Annotated in this window: 20 protein-coding genes; 10 read left to right on the top strand and 10 right to left on the bottom strand. The window is 69.9% G+C overall.

Features of this window, described 5'->3' with window-relative positions:
- Positions 1-5 precede the first annotated feature (5 nt).
- Both ACQPXG_RS10100 and ACQPXG_RS10095 read left to right on the top strand, forming a co-directional pair.
- Positions 6-758 (top strand): succinate dehydrogenase/fumarate reductase iron-sulfur subunit, encoded by a 753-nt coding sequence (locus ACQPXG_RS10100; RefSeq protein WP_433467371.1) that lies wholly within the window; start codon positions 6-8, stop codon positions 756-758.
- Positions 759-817: 59 nt separating this feature from the next.
- The gene (locus ACQPXG_RS10095) at positions 818-1,564 is read left to right on the top strand and encodes an arginase family protein (RefSeq protein WP_433467370.1); all 747 of its coding nucleotides are present in this window, start codon (positions 818-820) and stop codon (positions 1,562-1,564) included.
- Between the two features lie 18 nt (positions 1,565-1,582).
- Here the strand turns inward: ACQPXG_RS10095 and ACQPXG_RS10090 are convergent, their stop codons facing one another.
- Positions 1,583-2,020: an SgcJ/EcaC family oxidoreductase gene (locus tag ACQPXG_RS10090; protein WP_433467369.1), complete on the bottom strand. Its 438-nt coding sequence runs from the start codon at positions 2,018-2,020 to the stop codon at positions 1,583-1,585.
- 89 nt (positions 2,021-2,109) lie between these two features.
- Here ACQPXG_RS10090 and ACQPXG_RS10085 point away from each other — a divergent pair, with 89 nt between their 5' ends.
- Positions 2,110-2,550 (top strand): MarR family winged helix-turn-helix transcriptional regulator, encoded by a 441-nt coding sequence (locus ACQPXG_RS10085; RefSeq protein ID WP_433467368.1) that lies wholly within the window; start codon positions 2,110-2,112, stop codon positions 2,548-2,550.
- On the opposite strand, the gene ACQPXG_RS10080 is transcribed toward ACQPXG_RS10085, so the two are convergent.
- From ACQPXG_RS10080 to ACQPXG_RS10055, 6 genes are all read right to left on the bottom strand, one after another.
- Positions 2,547-3,515, bottom strand: a complete 969-nt coding sequence (locus tag ACQPXG_RS10080; RefSeq protein ID WP_433467367.1) for a LysR family transcriptional regulator — start codon at positions 3,513-3,515, stop codon at positions 2,547-2,549. The two genes, ACQPXG_RS10085 and ACQPXG_RS10080, sit on opposite strands and share 4 nt — an antisense overlap.
- Before the next feature lie 44 nt (positions 3,516-3,559).
- Positions 3,560-4,258, bottom strand: coding sequence for a Crp/Fnr family transcriptional regulator (locus ACQPXG_RS10075; protein ID WP_433467366.1), 699 nt, complete (start codon positions 4,256-4,258; stop codon positions 3,560-3,562).
- Positions 4,259-4,573: 315 nt separating this feature from the next.
- On the bottom strand, positions 4,574-5,344 hold the full coding sequence (locus ACQPXG_RS10070) for a succinate dehydrogenase/fumarate reductase iron-sulfur subunit (RefSeq protein ID WP_433467365.1): 771 nt from the start codon (positions 5,342-5,344) through the stop codon (positions 4,574-4,576).
- Complete coding sequence (locus ACQPXG_RS10065) at positions 5,341-7,350, bottom strand: fumarate reductase/succinate dehydrogenase flavoprotein subunit (RefSeq protein WP_433467364.1); 2,010 nt, start codon at positions 7,348-7,350, stop codon at positions 5,341-5,343. The genes ACQPXG_RS10070 and ACQPXG_RS10065 overlap by 4 nt, the downstream gene beginning before the upstream one ends.
- A 12-nt stretch (positions 7,351-7,362) precedes the next feature.
- Entirely contained in the window at positions 7,363-8,193 is an 831-nt protein-coding gene (locus tag ACQPXG_RS10060; RefSeq protein WP_433467363.1) for a hypothetical protein, read from the bottom strand.
- A gap of 336 nt (positions 8,194-8,529) precedes the next feature.
- Positions 8,530-9,183: a hypothetical protein gene (locus tag ACQPXG_RS10055; protein ID WP_433467362.1), complete on the bottom strand. Its 654-nt coding sequence runs from the start codon at positions 9,181-9,183 to the stop codon at positions 8,530-8,532.
- A gap of 103 nt (positions 9,184-9,286) precedes the next feature.
- On the opposite strand from ACQPXG_RS10055, the gene ACQPXG_RS10050 reads away from it, so the two are divergent.
- From ACQPXG_RS10050 to ACQPXG_RS10040, 3 genes are read left to right on the top strand one after another with little or no spacing between them, the layout of a single operon-like run.
- Entirely contained in the window at positions 9,287-9,847 is a 561-nt protein-coding gene (locus ACQPXG_RS10050) for a hypothetical protein (protein WP_433467361.1), read from the top strand.
- Positions 9,848-9,852: 5 nt separating this feature from the next.
- Positions 9,853-10,410 carry an OmpA family protein gene (locus ACQPXG_RS10045; RefSeq protein ID WP_433467360.1) on the top strand — a complete coding sequence of 186 codons (558 nt, stop codon included), beginning with the start codon at positions 9,853-9,855 and terminating at the stop codon, positions 10,408-10,410.
- Between the two features lie 6 nt (positions 10,411-10,416).
- Entirely contained in the window at positions 10,417-11,577 is a 1,161-nt protein-coding gene (locus tag ACQPXG_RS10040; protein ID WP_433469934.1) for an OmpA family protein, read from the top strand.
- 76 nt (positions 11,578-11,653) lie between these two features.
- On the opposite strand, the gene ACQPXG_RS10035 is transcribed toward ACQPXG_RS10040, so the two are convergent.
- Positions 11,654-11,953, bottom strand: coding sequence for a DUF6191 domain-containing protein (locus ACQPXG_RS10035; RefSeq protein ID WP_433467359.1), 300 nt, complete (start codon positions 11,951-11,953; stop codon positions 11,654-11,656).
- A gap of 284 nt (positions 11,954-12,237) precedes the next feature.
- Between ACQPXG_RS10035 and ACQPXG_RS10030 the strand changes: the two genes are divergently transcribed.
- Positions 12,238-12,669: a hypothetical protein gene (locus ACQPXG_RS10030; RefSeq protein ID WP_433467358.1), complete on the top strand. Its 432-nt coding sequence runs from the start codon at positions 12,238-12,240 to the stop codon at positions 12,667-12,669.
- 28 nt (positions 12,670-12,697) lie between these two features.
- On the opposite strand, the gene ACQPXG_RS10025 is transcribed toward ACQPXG_RS10030, so the two are convergent.
- Together ACQPXG_RS10025 and ACQPXG_RS10020 are read right to left on the bottom strand one after the other, a co-directional pair.
- A complete protein-coding gene (locus tag ACQPXG_RS10025; protein WP_433467357.1) occupies positions 12,698-13,264 on the bottom strand; it encodes an N-acetyltransferase family protein in 567 nt (188 codons plus the stop codon).
- Complete coding sequence (locus ACQPXG_RS10020) at positions 13,261-14,553, bottom strand: helix-turn-helix domain-containing protein (protein WP_433467356.1); 1,293 nt, start codon at positions 14,551-14,553, stop codon at positions 13,261-13,263. The genes ACQPXG_RS10025 and ACQPXG_RS10020 overlap by 4 nt, the downstream gene beginning before the upstream one ends.
- A gap of 139 nt (positions 14,554-14,692) precedes the next feature.
- Here ACQPXG_RS10020 and ACQPXG_RS10015 point away from each other — a divergent pair, with 139 nt between their 5' ends.
- The 3 genes from ACQPXG_RS10015 to ACQPXG_RS10005 are packed head-to-tail and all read left to right on the top strand — an operon-like array spanning position 14,693 to position 15,626.
- Entirely contained in the window at positions 14,693-15,130 is a 438-nt protein-coding gene (locus ACQPXG_RS10015) for a hypothetical protein (RefSeq protein WP_433467355.1), read from the top strand.
- A complete protein-coding gene (locus tag ACQPXG_RS10010) occupies positions 15,127-15,330 on the top strand; it encodes a hypothetical protein (RefSeq protein ID WP_433467354.1) in 204 nt (67 codons plus the stop codon). The genes ACQPXG_RS10015 and ACQPXG_RS10010 overlap by 4 nt, the downstream gene beginning before the upstream one ends.
- Entirely contained in the window at positions 15,327-15,626 is a 300-nt protein-coding gene (locus ACQPXG_RS10005) for a hypothetical protein (protein ID WP_433467353.1), read from the top strand. Before ACQPXG_RS10010 ends, ACQPXG_RS10005 begins: the two co-directional genes overlap by 4 nt.
- Positions 15,627-15,680 lie beyond the last annotated feature (54 nt).

Raw genomic sequence — 15,680 nt, 5'->3', positions numbered from 1 at the left:
TAACCATGAAGCTCACACTGCGCGTCTGGCGCCAGAGCGGCCCCCAGGACAAGGGCGGGATGGTCGAGTACAAGCTCGACGACATCTCCCCCGACGCCTCGTTCCTGGAGATGCTGGACGTCCTGAACGAGAAGCTCATCGCGGCCGGCGAGGAGCCGGTGGCGTTCGACCACGACTGCCGCGAGGGCATCTGCGGCATGTGCTCGCTGGTCATCAACGGCACCCCGCACGGCCCGGAGCGCGCCACCACCACGTGCCAGCTCCACATGCGCAAGTTCAAGGACGGCGAGGTCATCGACGTCGAGCCGTGGCGCGCCAAGGCGTTCCCGGTCGTGAAGGACCTGGTCGTCGACCGGTCGGCGTTCGACCGGATGATCCAGGCGGGCGGCTACATCACCGCCCCGACCGGCACCGCCCCCGAGGCGCACTCGACGCCCGTCCCGAAGCCGGACGCCGACCAGGCGTTCGAGGCCGCCGAGTGCATCGGCTGCGGCGCCTGCGTCGCCGCCTGCCCGAACGGCTCCGCCGCGCTGTTCCTCGGCGCCAAGGTCACCCACCTCGGCCTGATGCCGCAGGGCCAGCCGGAACGCTGGGACCGTGTCGTGTCGATGCTGGACACCCACGACGAGGAGGGGTTCGGCGGCTGCACCAACACCGGCGAGTGCACCGTCGCCTGCCCGAAGGGCATCTCGCTGGACGTCATCGGCCGCCTCAACCACGACTACCTGAAGGCGACCGCGGGCGGTAAGAAGCGGTGACCGCTCCCAGTCCCCGACCCCGCCCGGAGCACGTGGGCGGGGTCTTCTAATGTGAGCGCATGACGGTCACATTGGTGCCTTACCACCAGGACGAACGACTTCCCGACTCCTCCTTTCCGCTGCCCGGTCCCGACATCGTCCCGGTGACGCGGGACCTGCCCGAGGGCGACGTGTGGCGGCGCGTCGCCGCGCTGTTCGAACCGGTGTCGGCCGAGGTCGCCGACCAGGTCGCCGGCGGGTCCCGTCCGCGCGTGGTGTCGGGCGACTGCCTGACGTCGGAGGCCGTCCTCGCGGGCGTGCAGAGGGCGGGGGTGGACGCGTCCATCGTCTGGTTCGACGCGCACGGGGACGTCCACACGGTGCGGAGCTCGACGTCCGGCTACATCGGCGGGATGCCGTTGCGGCAGATCCTCGGAGCCGATTCCGGACTGCTCGCGGACCCGCTGGGCCTGCGTCCGCTGCCGGAGGACCGCGCCGTGCTGGTGGACGCCCGCGACCTCGACCCGGCCGAGGCGGAGTTCCTGGCGTCGTCGAAGGTGCGGCGCTGCGGCGTGGACGACGTCGCCCTGCCGGAGGGGCCCCTCGTCCTGCACATCGACGTGGACGTGATCGACGCCGGTGACCTGCCGGGACTGAAGTTCCCGGTCGGCGGCGGGCCCTCGCGGGACGCGGTCGTCGAGTCCGTCCGCCGGATCATGGCCACCGGCCGCGTGGCCGCCCTGGACATCGCGTGCCCATGGAAGCTTCCAGAGGGCGACGACAACACCGTCCGGGCACGTCTGCTGGAAGACCTGCTCACCGCCTGATCGGGCCGCTCGCACGTGTCAGTTGGCGGGGGCGGGCCGGGTGGCGGGCTGGAACTTGAAGGAGACGGCCTCCATCAGGGACTTGTGGAGGGTGTTCTGGAAGGCGGCCAGGCGCCACTGGCCGTCGGCGCCCCGGACGACCGTGTTCGTCTGGAGCTTCTTGAGCTTGCCGGGGGCCTTCTTGTAGGTGTCGCCTCGGGTGATGACCACGGCGGTGTCGGGGGTCGTGAGGCGGATGTCGACGATCTCGCAGGCCAGTTTGGTGCCCTTGAGGAAGCTGTCGAAGAGAGCCTGGTGCGCGTCGCCGATCTCCTCGGCGCCGCGGTAGAGGGTGCCGACGTAGGTGATGTAGGTGGCGTCGGTGGTGAAGCAGGCGCCGTAGGCGGCACCGTCGCCGGCGCCCCATGCGGACGTGAGGCGGGCGAACAGGCTCTGGATCGCGGTGGTGTCGTTCATGGCCGGCTCCTTCTGGTAGCTTCGATGGAGAAGTTTCTGCTTCGAAGATTTCTCTTCGTTTAGGAAGAGATTAGGGAACGGGGTGCGACGTGTCAACACCCGAAGAGGCGTCGGCGGCCTACCGGCGGTACCTCAGCGCCGTCATGCTGCACGGCCACGCCAGTGCGCGGGCCTGTGACCTGGGCGGGACGGACCTCTACGCGCTGAACATCCTCGACCTGGCGGGCGCCATGACCCCCGGCGAGCTGTCCGCCCGGACGGGCTTGACCACCGGACCGACCACGCGGCTCATCGACCGGCTGGAACAGGCGGGCTACGTGCGGCGCGTCCCGTCCCCCGACGACCGCCGCAAGGTCATCGTCGAGCCGGTGGCCGCGCCCGCCGAACTCGACCGCGTCATGGCGCCCGCCCGGAAGCGGATCGGCGAGATCGTCGGCGGCTACACCGACGAGCAGCGCGCGGTGCTGTTCGACTACTTCGAGCGGGCCGCGAGGGCGTTCCGCGAGGCGGCCGACGACCTGCGCGGCTAGTTGTCGACCAGGGTCTCGACGCCCGCGGGGAGGCTTCCGGCGAGTGCGGCCTCGACCAGGAACGTCTGCAGGGTGTCCTGGAACGCGCGGGCGGCGTGCGTGAGTTCGACGTCCTTGCGGTGGGCGAGCGCGATCGTCCGGAGCAGGCCGGGGCCATGGCGGCCGCGCCGCGTCTCCTCGTCGGCCAGGACGAGCGGCGTTCCGCGCAGGCCGGGGCGCCCTGAGAGGACCATGCTGGGGACGACCGCGATGCCGAGGCCTACCTCGACGAAGCGCAGGACGGCGTCCATCTCGCCGCCCTCGACGGCGAACCTGGGCTCGAACCCGGCCGCCCTGCATGCGCTGATGGTCGCCTCACGCAGGTCGTACCCGGGGCGGAACATCACCAAGGGACGGTTCTGCAAATCCTCAATCCGCAGGTAGGAGCGACGCGGTAGCTGTGTGGCTGTAAGAGAGGACGCCACCACCAGGTATTCGCGCAGTATCGGGGTCGTGTCCAGGGGCGGGTCACCGTGGAGCGGAAGGATGACCAGGGCCATGTCCAGTGAGCCACGCGTCAGCTCCTTGACGAGGTCCCGCGAGCCTCCCTCTTCGACGATGAGCTGAATCCCCGGGTACGTGTCGTGGAAGCGGCGCAGGACGTCCGCCAACAGGCCCGCGCACAGGGACGGTGTAGCGCCGAGCCGTACCCGCCCACGCTTGAGGCCGACGAGCTCCTGCACTTCCAAGCGCGCCGTGTCGACATCGGCCAGGATGCGCTTCGCCAGCGGCAGTAGCGCCTCACCGGCGGGGGTCAGCGTGATGTTCCCCCTGGCGCGGCTGAACAGCGACACGTTCAGCTCGTTCTCCAGCGCCCGGATCTGCTTCGACAGCGAAGGCTGCGCGACCCGCAGCAGCTCGGCGGCCTGCGTGAAGTGGCGAACCTCCGCGACCGCGACGAAGTAGGCGAGCTGCTGGAACTGCATCCAGCACAGAGTACGGGTCGCCGTTCGTTCCGGCGTCCACCGGGTCAGCGCGCGTGACGGCGCAGGGCCTGGAGGTCGTGGACGATCAGGCGCCGCCGGCCCGTCTCGATCCAGCCGTGCCGGCGCAGCGTGCGCAGCGCCTTGCTCACCGCCTCGCGGGACGCGCCGACCCAGCCCGCCAGCTCCTCCTGCGACAGGTTCAGCGTGATCCGCACGCTCTCCCCACCGGCGTTCGCGCCCGTCCGGTGGTCGTACGGCACTCCGAAGCGCTCCGCCAGTTCGACGAGGCGCTGCGCGACCCGTCCGGTGGCGTCGAACATGCCGAACTCGACGCGCTTGCGGTCCGCGTCGCGCCAGCGTTGGCAGAGCATCCGCATGATGATGATGGAGACACGGCCGTGGGCCTGCAGGAACGCCATGAACTCGTCCGCCGTGACCGCGATCGCCCGCACCGGTTCGAGCGCGGTGACCGTCGCCGACCGCGGCAGCCCGTCGATCGCGGCGACCTCGCCGAGCAGCGCCCCGGGGCCGCGCACGGCCAGGATGGCCTCCCCGCCCTGCTCACGGTAGGAGAACGCCTTGACCCGGCCCCTCAGCAGGACGGCCACCCAGCCGGGGTCCTCGCCCTCGACGAAGAGCGTGTCTCCCCGGTCGAAGTCGCGGACGCGGCCACGTGACTCCAGGTCCTCGCGTTCCGCCGGGGTGAGGTCGGCGAGGAAGGAGCCCGGTTCGAGGGCGCTCATGCCCACCACGCTAAAGCGATCCACCCCTCCCCGCGTCGTGGGAAAGAATCACGGTTCAATCACGCGTTGTGTGTACTTATGCCTGTTCCAACGGCGGGACGTGCGTCATGGTTGGTCCCGGCGTGTGCGGCCGGAGGCCGTCCAGCGTCACGGCGTCCACGGGGAACGGCGGGCGGCGGGCGGCGGTCCGGGGGCACGCCGCCCGTCGCGCCTCGGGGCGGCGCATGCCAGCGCGCCGGCCCGCGGGCGAACAGCGGCGGAGAACGCGACCGGCCCCCACCGTTGCGGGGCGGCGGGGGCCGGTCGCGAGAAACGTCAGGCGGACGGGGTGTCCTGGCCCTTCTTCACGATGCCGAGCTTGCTGCCGAGCCACACCACCGGGTCGTACCTGCGGCCCACGACCCGTTCCTTCATCGGGATCAGGGCGTTGTCGGTGATCTTGATGTGCTCGGGGCAGACCTCGGTGCAGCACTTGGTGATGTTGCAGAAGCCGAGGCCGTGGTCGTCCTGCGCGATGTTGCGGCGGTCGGCCTCGTCCGCCGGGTGCATCTCCAGCTCACCGATCCGCATCAGGAAGCGCGGGCCGGCGAAGCTCTCCTTGTTCTCCTCGTGGTCGCGGATGACGTGGCAGACGTTCTGGCACAGGAAGCACTCGATGCACTTGCGGAACTCCTGCGACCGCTCCACGTCCACCTGCTGCATGCGCAGCTCGCCCGGCTTGGCGTCGCCGGGGTCGAACGAGGGGATCTCCCGCGCCTTCTGGTAGTTGAACGACACGTCCGTGACCAGGTCGCGGATGACCGGGAACGTGCGGACCGGCGTGACCGTGATCGTCTCGTCCGGCTCGAAGGTCGACATCCGGGTCATGCACAGCAGCTTCGGCATGCCGTTGATCTCGGCCGAGCACGAGCCGCACTTGCCCGCCTTGCAGTTCCACCGGACGGCGAGGTCGGGCGCCTGCGTGGCCTGCAGCCGGTGGATGATGTCGAGGACGACCTCGCCCTCGTTCACCTCGACCGTGTAGTCGGTGAGCTCGCCGTCGCCGTCGTCGCCGCGCCAGACCCTGAACTTGGCCTCGTAGCTCATCGGCCGCCCTCCTCGTTCTCCTCGCCGGAGCCCGCGGCGGTCGCGCCCGACCCGGCCGCGGCCTCCGCCTCCTCCGCCTCGGCCTCCTCGGCGAGGCCGGCCGGCAGTTCCTCGGCGGTCAGGTACTTCTTCAGCTCGTCGTTGTCGAACAGTTCGAGCAGGTCGTTCCGCATCGGCGTCAGCGGCTGGCGCTTCAGCTCGACGTGCGGCGACGCCGGGTCGCCGGCCAGCGAGCAGACCAGGTTGATCTTCCGCCACTCCGCCGACATCTGCGGGTGGTCGTCGCGGGTGTGGCCGCCGCGGCTCTCCTGCCGCTCCAGCGCCGCCTTCGCGACCGCCTCCGACACGAGCAGCATGTTGCGCAGGTCCAGCGCGAGGTGCCAGCCCGGGTGGTAGCCGCGCCCGTCGTCGCCGACCGCGACGGGATCGACGCCGACGTTCGCGACCCGCTCGCGGAGCTTGCCGAGCGCCTCCAGCGCCTGCTGCAGCTCCTCTTCCTTGCGGATGATGCCGACCAGCTCGTTCATCGTGGTCTGCAGCTCGGCGTGAACGGCGTAGGGGTTCTCGCCGCCCTCCCGCTCGAACGGGGCGAGCGCCTCGGTCGTCGCCGCCTCGACCACGTCCTCGGGGACGGCGGGACGCGCGTCCAGCCCGTCCACGTACTCGCACGCCCCGAGCCCGGCGCGCCGGCCGAACACCAGCAGGTCGGACAGCGAGTTGCCGCCGAGCCGGTTCGAGCCGTGCATGCCGCCGGAGACCTCGCCCGCCGCGAACAGCCCGGGCACGAGCGCGGCCCCGGTGTCGGGGTCGACCTCGACACCGCCCATCACGTAGTGGCAGGTCGGCCCGACCTCCATCGGCTCCTTGGTGATGTCGACGTCCGCCAGCTCCTTGAACTGGTGGTACATCGACGGCAGCCGCTTGACGATCTCGGCGGCGCCGCCCGGCATCCGGTCGACGACGGTGAGGAAGACCCCGCCGTGCGGCGATCCCCGGCCCGCCTTGACCTCGGAGTTGATCGCGCGCGCGACCTCGTCGCGCGGCAGCAGCTCGGGCGGGCGCTTGTTGTTGTCGGGGTCGTCGTACCAGCGGTCGCCCTCCGCCTCGGAGGTGGCGTACTTGTCCTTGAACACCTCGGGGATGTAGTCGAACATGAACCGCTTGCCCTCGGAGTTCCGCAGGACGCCGCGGTCGCCGCGCACCGACTCGGTCACGAGGATGCCCTTGACGGACGGCGGCCAGACCATCCCCGTCGGGTGGAACTGCACGAACTCCATGTTCAGCAGCGTCCCGCCGGCGAGCAGCGCCAGCGCGTGCCCGTCCCCGGTGTACTCCCAGGAGTTGGACGTGACCTTGAACGCCTTGCCGATGCCGCCCGTAGCCAGCACCACCGCGGGCGCCTCGAACACGACGAACTTCCCGCTCTCCCGGACGTAGCCGAACGCGCCGCAGATCTTGCCGTCGGCGTCCTTCAGCAGCCGGGTGACCGTCGTCTCGGCCCACACCTTGAGGTTCGCCTCGTAGTCGCCGTGCTCGGCGTGGTCCTCCTGCTGGAGCGCGACGATCTTCTGCTGGGCGGTGCGGATCAGCTCGAGGCCCGTCCGGTCGCCGACGTGCGCCAGCCGCGGGTACTCGTGCCCGCCGAAGTTGCGCTGGCTGATCTTGCCGTCCTTGGTGCGGTCGAACAGCGCGCCCCACAGCTCCAGCTCCCAGATCCGCTCCGGGGCCTCCTTGGCGTGCAGCTCCGCCATCCGCCAGCTGTTCATGAACTTGCCGCCGCGCATGGTGTCGCGGAAGTGGACCATCCAGTTGTCGTTGGCGTTGACGTTGCCCATCGCGGCGGCGGCGCCGCCCTCGGCCATCACCGTGTGGGCCTTGCCGAACAGCGACTTGGAGATGATCGCGGTCTTCTTGCCCTGGAGGCGCGCCTCGATCGCCGCGCGCAGCCCGGCGCCGCCGGCACCGATCACCACGACGTCGTACGAGTGCCTCTCGATCTCAGTCATGATTCCTTGGCCTCAGTTGAAGATACGCAGGTCGGAGATGGTGTTGCTGGCCACCAGCGCCACGTACAGGTCGGCCGCCACCAGCGAGCCCAGGGTGATCAGGGCGTACATGCCGTGCCGCTGGTTGATCGCCGACACCCAGCCCCACATCCGGTACCGGAAGGGGTGCTTGGAGAAGTTCTTCAGCCGGCCGCCGACGATGTGCCGGCACGAGTGGCACGACAGGGTGTACAGCCACAGCAGGACCACGTTCGCGACCAGGATCAGCGTGCCGAGCCCGATGCCGAAACCGCCGTCCTTGCCGTGGAAGGCGCGGATGGCGTCGTAGGTGTTGATGACGGAGATGAGGAAGGCGGCCAGCCAGAAGTAGCGGTGCAGGTTCTGGCCGATCAGGGGGAAGCGCCGCTCCCCGGTGTACTTGCCGTGCGGCTCGCGCACGCCGCACGCGGACGGCGACGCCCAGAACGACCGGTAGTACGCCTTGCGGTAGTAGTAGCAGGTGAGCCGGAACAGCAGCAGGAACGGCAGCGAGATGGCCGCGAACGGGATCCAGCCCCGGGTGCCCGCCGGCAGGAACGTCCCGAACTCCGCCGCGTCGCCGGTGTGGCCGTCCACCGTCACGTTGTTGCAGATCTCGTTCAGGCACGGCGAGTAGAACGGCGTCAGGTAGTGGTACTCCGGCACGTAGAAGGCGGAGCCCCAGAAGGCCCTGACCGTCGCGTACACCACCCACGCCGTGAAGATCACGAAGGTCGTGAGCGGATACAGCCGCCAGTTGTCCTTGCGTAGCGTGCGGGCCTTGATCTGGGCGCGCGACCTGGCCGGCGCCTCCACAGTGCTCATCGATCGCTCTCCTGAGCTCGGGTCGTCGTGTCCCCGTACCACGGTGTACGCGCACCCATGCGGCCGTCCGCCGCGCCCGTCCGCGCCCCGGCCGTTGGCCGTGCGCCCCGGCCGGGCCGCGCACGGGCGGCCGGAGGCCGTGCCGCGTGCGGGCGGTGACGCCTCGTGTGCGCTTCCAGCGAAGCGACCCTACGCCACCCGCCAGGACCTGTGACATACATAACAGCCGGACCCTTATGTGACCCTGACCACAGACTTTAGCCGCCTCGCGAGCCCGTGGCACCGGCCCTAACCCATAACCAGTCGTTATGGTCCAAGAGAATCGAGACGAGTGCCCTAAGGCATGACCGTCCGGTCGCGCAGCGTCTCCTTCAGGACCGTCCGGACGAAGTGGGCCTCGGCCTCGCTCGTGCGGCCGGCGCCGTACACGCGGAGGACCTCCGCGAGGTCGGGAAAGCGGTCGGCGATGAGGCCCGCGGCGGCCTCGATCTCGGCGGCGGACGCCACTTCGCGCAGCAGCGCCTGGACGAGGCGGGCCGACTCCGCCGGGCCGCGCCCCTCCCCCGCTTCGCCGGGCCGCCCGGCGCCGACAGCATGCCCCCCGGTGGGGACACGCTCGGACGTGGCCATGCGCATGCCGGACGTGGTGGCGGCCGACTCCGCCTTGATCTCTTCGAGGCGCGCCTTGATCCCGGCGGCCGCCAGGGTGTCGAACCCGGGATCGGCGACCAGTTCCTCGACCGCCATCAGCCGGTGCAGGACGGCCGGATTGCTGATCTTGGCCCGCTGCCCGGACATGAGCTGGGAGAGCATCGGCGCGGACAGGCCGAGCACGCCGGCGAGACCGGACTGCGACATCCCGAGCCGGCCGAGTAGCGGCCGGACGCGGTCGCCGAGCGGCTCGCCGTACCACTCCGCCTGAAGTGCGCGGTTCCGGGCGACCGTGTCCTCGGCGACGCTCACCTCATCGACCCCCTTGACGATTCGCAAGTGCAAACGCTAGGTTTACAACCGCACATGGCGGCTCGGCTCACTGGCCATGCTCCCATGGAACATGGAATTTGCATATGCGACAAATTGGAAGGGATCGATCATGCGCCTGGCATATCGCCTGGTGACCGCCACCGCGGCGGCCATCCTCCTGGCCGGCTGCACCCCGTTCGGGCAGGGCTCCGGCTCGTCCTCGGGCGACGGCGCCAAGGGCTCCGGCGCCGAAGGCTCGGTGGGCAAGGCGAGCTTCGACAACAACACGAAGCCGGTGGTGAAGGGCACGTTCGACAGCCCGGCGGTGCAGGGCGGCAAAGTCGACATCGCGATCATGGGCCTCAAGGTGAAGGGGAAGCTGGCCACGCTCACCGTCCAGTTCGTCCCGCACGTGCCCGGCGTCGAGCCGAACCGCATGAACGCCTACGGCCTCAACGGCAGGAACGGCCTGAACACCTCGCTGATCGATCCGGTGAACCTCAAGCGGTACGTGGTGGTGAAGGACTCCAGCGGCAAGGAACTGCAGACGGACGAGATCTTCACGCAAATGACCAACGACCAGCCCACGTCGTCCTTCTACACCTTCGCCGCCCCTCCGGACAGCGTGAAGTCCATCGACGTGCAGCTAGGGAACTGGCCGACGTTCCGCAACGTCCCGGTGGAGCGGTGAACCACATGCGCAGGTCCACCGCCGTCGCGGGCGTCCTGGCGCTGGTGCTCGCCGTCCCGTCCGTGGCCGGGGCGGACCCGGGCGTCCCGGACGGCAACCTCACCCAGAGCGTCCTGTCCCTGGACCCGAACTCCGCCGTGCGCGGCATCGACCTGTCCGAGGCGGTCATCCCCCTGGAGGAGGAAGAGACCAACGGTAGCCAGGTCACCGTCCGCATCTCGGCGGATGTGCTGTTCGACTTCGGCAAGGCGACGCTCACCGACGCCGCCCGGCGCCGCATCGCCGGCCTCGCTCCCCGGCTGCGCGACGCGAGGGGCGCCGTCCAGGTGTCCGGGCACTCCGACTCCATCGGCGACCCCGGCTACAACCTGAGCCTGTCGGAGAAACGCGCCGAGGCGGTCAAGGCCGAGCTGCAGCGGGCTTTGCAAGGGGCGAGCCTGCAGATCGAGGCCAAGGGCTTCGGCGAGACGAAGCCCGTCGCCCCCAACGAGCAGGGCGGCAAGGACAACCCCGAAGGGCGCGCCAAGAACCGCCGCGTCGAGATCACCTACGAGAAGAGCTGATCGGTGATGCAGCGAGAATCGCGAGTACTCGCCGTCTTCCTGGCCGCCGGGTTGTGCCTGGCCGCGTGCGGCGGCGACGGGCGGCCGAAGGGAGCCGGAGGCGGCCACGACCGGCCGAGCGGCGGGCCTGCGCCGCCCACCTCGCCCCCGGCCGCGACTCCCACCGGGCCGGCACCGACCAGCTGCCCGGGCGGCGGGCAGCTGATCAAGGCGGTCGACATCCCCGCCGTGCACGCCGACCCGGTGCGCGTCCCGGAGGCGACGATCAGCGGCCAGAAGGTCCCGGCCGTGACGATTCCGGGCGTCGACATCCCGGCACAGCACGTCCCGGCGCAGTGCGTCGAGCACAAGCCCGCCCCGGGCGGCTGCCTCGGTGCCATCACCATCCCGGGTGTCACGATCCCCGCCGTGAAGATCCCCGCCGTGACCATTCCCGGGGTCAAGGCCCCGGGCATCGACGCCCCGCCGGTGACGCGCTCGGAGATCTCGCGCCTGGCCGTGACACGCCTCGGCGTCACCCGCGAGGAGGTGTGCCAGAGCAAGCCGTCCAAGGAAGGCGAGTACGTCAGCTCCGTGTACCGGGCCTCGCTCTACCGCAGCTCCCTCTACCGCAGTTCGCTTTACCGGAGCTCGCTCTACCGCTCCAGCGTCTGCAATGACAAGCAGGAATGCATCCCGGCGGTCAGCGTCCCAGGCGTGTCGGTGCCTGGGGTCAGCGTTGACGGGGTCAGCGTTCCCGGAGCGTCCCTCAAGGCGTACGTGGCCGGTCCCGGGGAGGTCATCAAGGGCGACGACAGCATCGCCTACAACATCAAGGCGGACGTCCTCTTCGACTTCGGCAAGGCCGACATCAAGCCCGCCGCGGAAGCCGAACTGACCAAGATCGCCGAGTCGATCGGCAAGGAGGTCCCGGCGGGCGCCGCCATCCAGGTCGATGGCCACACCGACGCCAAGGGCGACCCGGCGTCCAACCAGACCCTCTCCGAGCGCCGCGCCCAGGCCATCGTCGGCTGGCTGGCCACCAAGGGCGGCATCGACCGCTCCCGCCTCAAGGCCACCGGCTACGGCGAGACCAAACCGGCCGCCCCCAACACCCGCCCGGACGGCTCCGACGCCCCCGACGGCCGCGCCAAGAACCGCCGCGTCGTCATCTCCGCCACCCGCTGACCCGCCACCCACCAGCACCACGGCTCTTCCGGCAAGAAACCGGCCGGGCGCGGCTCGTTCTGAATGACCGGACTGATCAGGCCGAGCCGGGTGGACGCCGCACGATGGCGGTTCCGGCGTCGAGGTCGACGCGAGTGCGCGGGGGCCCACCGTCGTTCTCCTCGTCTCGCAGCATCAGCGAGGAGCGGCGCTGCTCTTGCTGGAGGCGGTGCGTGCCATGGAAGAAGGCGTCCAGTTCGCCGACCGCAACCGCCGAGATCGGGCGTGCTACTTCGTCCCGCTTCCAAGGCAGGCGGAACCTGCGGTGCGCCCACAGGCCCGCACGATCAAGGACAGCAAAAGCGAACAGCGCGATCACAAGGCCGGGAATCGTCATGAAGGCTATGAATGCCACTTTCCTTCAACGAACGCGCCCCGTCGGCGGTTGCGTGTTGCGGCCACCAGGCCAGTGGCGGCCTCACAACCTGATCAACCAGGTCACTCAGAACGACCCGCGCCCAAACCGGTCAGCGCGGCAGTGCCGTGAGGCCGTCGATCCGATCCGACCCGTTGCGGCTGGAAATCTCCTTGTCGCCGTCGAGGACCCGCGGGCGTGTCTGTCCCTATGCCTTTGGTCAAGCTGGCCAGGGAGATGTCCGGGGCGTCTGGAACGATGCGCTTGTGCATGTTGACGATCAGGTTGGCGCTGGTGTCTCCGCAGAGCTCGGGGCGTTTCTGCGGAACGCCGTCGACGATCGCCCGGTGAAGATCGTCTCCTCCGCGTGCGAGGGATGCGACGGCCGGGTGTTCTCCATGCTCGTCATTGAGTCCGGGGCGGAACGGGAGTGCTCTGGGTGTGGCCGCCGTGCCTTCATCGCCGACAGCGGGGAGTACTGGAGCGAGGAATCCTGGGAGGAGGACGAGCCCGGCGCTGCCTGCTGCCCGTGTGGCGGTGAGGAGTTCGAGGCGGCCGTCGCGTTCTCGGTGCGCGACGACGGTTCGGTTCGCTGGGTCACCGTGGGTTTGCGGTGCCGGCAGGACGGATTCAGCGGGGTGTATGCCGACTGGAAGATCGACTACAGCCCTACGGATCACCTCCTGAGCATGGTTTAGGTCCTGGACCAGCGCCCAGACGGGGTGTCTACGACACGGGGCGTCCGTTCAGCGGCAGGTCGATGATCATCACGTCGAAGTGCGGCGAGTCGGGGAAAGGCTGCGCCTTCCCGGCCTTGCGCCAGCCCCACCGCGCGTAGGCGCGCTGCGCGGGTTCGTTGTCATCGCGAACCAGCAGCGTCGCCCGCTCCTCGCCCCGGCCCCCCAGCAGGGCGTCGTGCAACGCGTGGGCGACGCCTTTGCCCTGCCACTCGGGGACGACCATCAGCTCGTTGAGCGCGAACGTCCGCGACCCGGTCTCGGTAGTGAACCCGTCCGGGACAGGGGTGGTCAGCCCGTTCCACCAGCGGGCGGTCACCGGCAGGGCATACCCGAACGACTGGCCGACCGGCTTGTTACCCATGTGAGCGATAACGATCTCGAAGCCGGGGGCCTTGGCGTAGCCGGGAAACCGTTCGGCGAACCGCTCCGCAGAGTAGAACGGCTTGTCGATCACGTCCTGATGCGAAGCGACGTAGACCGGCACGATCACAGTGTCGAGGATCTTTTCAGCGTCGGCGGGCTGATGGCGGGTGAAGGTGAGGTCCGAGGTCATCGGTCTCCTGTCGATGTGAGTAGGTCACGTGCCTGCCGGATCGAGGGTCGCCCAGCCTGGGCGGGCGCCGCGAGCCGCAACGAGGTCAGCGCGCTCCCCTTCACTAGCCCGTCACACCGCTGCTCGGCTGGCAAGCTCTCCAGCACCCGTGTCATGTGCCGAGCGCCCTCGTCGACGTCTCCGGCGCGGATCAGAACTCCAGCCCGATGCATCTCGATCTGCCCCCGAGCCTGCCAGTTCTGGTCCGGATAGACGGCCAGCGCGGCGTCCTGGGCGACCATCGCGGGCCCCATGTTCCCGGCGCAGGTGTGAACGAGGCTGGTGACATAGTGAAGGCGACCGTTCGACCACCCCCACTGACTGCCCCGCTCCGTCTGCACAGCCTCGGGAAGTCCTTCGAACACGCTGCGCAGATCGTCGAGGGTTTCCGTGGCCTCGTCGTGCCGACCGAGTTCAGCGAGAGCCTGCGCCTTGGCAGCATGCCCGGAGACGACGCCAGCGCAAGGAACGCCGCGGCCGACCTCGATCGCCTCCTCGGCCGCCTCGACGACCGAGAGGCGGGGCGTCTGGGCATAGAGAGAGAAGACGGCGGCACGGCCACGAACGAGGGCGGCAGCAGTGTGGTCGCCGGTCTGATCGGCAGCGCGGCAGGCCGTGCGCCACCAGCGGCGCGCAGCGCGCCCCTCCCCGAGGTTGGTCAAGTTGATCGCCATGAGCGCGGCCAACTGAGCGGCCACGTGGATCAAGCGCGTCCGAGCAGTGCCACGGCCGGACAGGACCAGTCGCGTCAGCTCGGCGAAGTCCGCTGTCAGCTCTGGCTGAACGACTGCGGCGGGAGACCAGCCGACCTCGCGAGCGTAGTCGTGGGCGACGCGCTCCCAGGCGTCGGCGTCACGGTCGCTGATGTCTGCGGCGACCGCAGCCTCGAACGCATCACGCAGAGGTTCAGCGTCACGGGCCAGGGAGCTGACCGTGGTGGCGGTGGCCATGAGGCCGAGAAGCGTGCGGCGGTCCACGTCCTCATTGTCATCGCTGCCGCCAGATCGCCCAAACAGTTCTTCCTCGGTTGTTTCGAACACGGTGGCGTAGTGGGCGGCCCACTCACGCGGGTAGTGCTCGCCGCGCTCGTACTTGCGGATCTGCCGCGCCAGGGAGGTGACCTGCTGCTTGCTGGGTTCCAGGCCGGCGGCCCGGAACAGGGCTCGCGCAGTGGCCGGCTTGGACCATCCGCGGGCCTCGCGCGCGGCCGCCAAGCGCGGCGCCCACGGCGGGATCGGGTCGTCGGTCATGCATGCACCATTCGCCAGGACCGGACAGGCGGACTACCGAACAGTCAGCGTTCTGACCGCCAGTATCCGCCTATCGCACTCCCTGCAAACGGGATTTCACTAACCGTGACGCATTCGCCACGAGTACAGGGAGCGCACGGTGCACCCGACCCCCGAGCCGATCGGCATGGACGCCGATGCCGAATCCATCAAGAAGCATCTCCGCGAGGAATTCCCGGGCTGGGAGATCGAGGCGGGAGAGGTCAGCCCCTTGTGGCGGGCGTCCCGCGACGGCGGGCACGCCGGGCCCATGATGCTCGGCGCCGACTCCTACGGCGGGCTCCGCGCGGCACTGGACGAGGTGGACCGGCTCGACTGCCGTCACGCGATCTTCGCGCTGCGCGACGCCCTCCGGGCCCGGGATCTGACGGCCGAGATCTTCGGTCTGACGGTCTCCACCCAGACCCGCGCCGGGATCCTGCGGGTCGTGGCCGCCCGCCGCGGCATGTACTCGTGGACGACGGGCGTCGAGCTCGCGCCGATCGACGACCCGGAACTCGCCGCCGAGCGGATGCTTCCCGGGCTGGGGCTGGTGTGAACGCCGAGACCAGGGTGGACTTGCCGCCGCTCACCGATCCGCCGCCGATCCCGGACGGCATCACGCACTGGCACGGCTCCGCGACCGGCAGCTGGTGGGCGATCGTCCCCATGCAGCATGGCCCCCGCCTGGTCGAGGCGCCCAGTCATGACGCGCTCGCCGTCACGGTCAACGGGTACCTGCGGATGTGGACACGATGACGCTGGGATCGCGGATGGAGTCCTTCGGGCCCGCGGAGCGGCTGTACGCGGCCGTCCGGCGCCGCGCCCCCCAGGTGGCCGCCTCGATCGTCCGCGACGACGAGGCCGGGCTGCCGCGCGTGCACCTCACCTACGGGCGCACCGGTCGCCTGATCGTCGCCTGGGACGGCACGGCCTACCGCCGCTGGTCCGGGCGCGGTCACTCCGACCGGTTCGGCGCCGACCCTGAAGAGGCCGCGGACCGGATCGCCGTGATGCTCGGCGCGCAGGCGTCTCCGGCGGGCGAGCACCCCTGAACCCCGCGGCCCGGGTCGAAGGCGCGCGGGGCGGCGGCACCACACCTTGAGGCG

The sequence above is a fragment of the Spirillospora sp. CA-128828 genome, assembly GCF_050945415.1.
In the GTDB taxonomy this organism is placed as follows: Bacteria; Actinomycetota; Actinomycetes; order Streptosporangiales; family Streptosporangiaceae; genus Spirillospora.
The sequence above is the reverse complement of the archived record's forward strand: the minus strand, read 5'-3'. Positions and strand labels throughout refer to the sequence as shown.

Coding starts and splice junctions, on each gene's coding strand:
- ACQPXG_RS10100 (WP_433467371.1), top strand. CDS start 6: ATGAAGCTCACACTGCGCGTCTGGCGCCAGAGCGGCCCCCAGGACAAG.
- ACQPXG_RS10095 (WP_433467370.1), top strand. CDS start 818: ATGACGGTCACATTGGTGCCTTACCACCAGGACGAACGACTTCCCGAC.
- ACQPXG_RS10090 (WP_433467369.1), bottom strand. CDS start 2,020: ATGAACGACACCACCGCGATCCAGAGCCTGTTCGCCCGCCTCACGTCC.
- ACQPXG_RS10080 (WP_433467367.1), bottom strand. CDS start 3,515: ATGCAGTTCCAGCAGCTCGCCTACTTCGTCGCGGTCGCGGAGGTTCGC.
- ACQPXG_RS10075 (WP_433467366.1), bottom strand. CDS start 4,258: ATGAGCGCCCTCGAACCGGGCTCCTTCCTCGCCGACCTCACCCCGGCG.
- ACQPXG_RS10070 (WP_433467365.1), bottom strand. CDS start 5,344: ATGAGCTACGAGGCCAAGTTCAGGGTCTGGCGCGGCGACGACGGCGAC.
- ACQPXG_RS10065 (WP_433467364.1), bottom strand. CDS start 7,350: ATGACTGAGATCGAGAGGCACTCGTACGACGTCGTGGTGATCGGTGCC.
- ACQPXG_RS10060 (WP_433467363.1), bottom strand. CDS start 8,193: ATGAGCACTGTGGAGGCGCCGGCCAGGTCGCGCGCCCAGATCAAGGCC.
- ACQPXG_RS10050 (WP_433467361.1), top strand. CDS start 9,287: ATGCGCCTGGCATATCGCCTGGTGACCGCCACCGCGGCGGCCATCCTC.
- ACQPXG_RS10045 (WP_433467360.1), top strand. CDS start 9,853: ATGCGCAGGTCCACCGCCGTCGCGGGCGTCCTGGCGCTGGTGCTCGCC.
- ACQPXG_RS10040 (WP_433469934.1), top strand. CDS start 10,417: ATGCAGCGAGAATCGCGAGTACTCGCCGTCTTCCTGGCCGCCGGGTTG.
- ACQPXG_RS10035 (WP_433467359.1), bottom strand. CDS start 11,953: ATGACGATTCCCGGCCTTGTGATCGCGCTGTTCGCTTTTGCTGTCCTT.
- ACQPXG_RS10025 (WP_433467357.1), bottom strand. CDS start 13,264: ATGACCTCGGACCTCACCTTCACCCGCCATCAGCCCGCCGACGCTGAA.
- ACQPXG_RS10020 (WP_433467356.1), bottom strand. CDS start 14,553: ATGACCGACGACCCGATCCCGCCGTGGGCGCCGCGCTTGGCGGCCGCG.
- ACQPXG_RS10005 (WP_433467353.1), top strand. CDS start 15,327: ATGACGCTGGGATCGCGGATGGAGTCCTTCGGGCCCGCGGAGCGGCTG.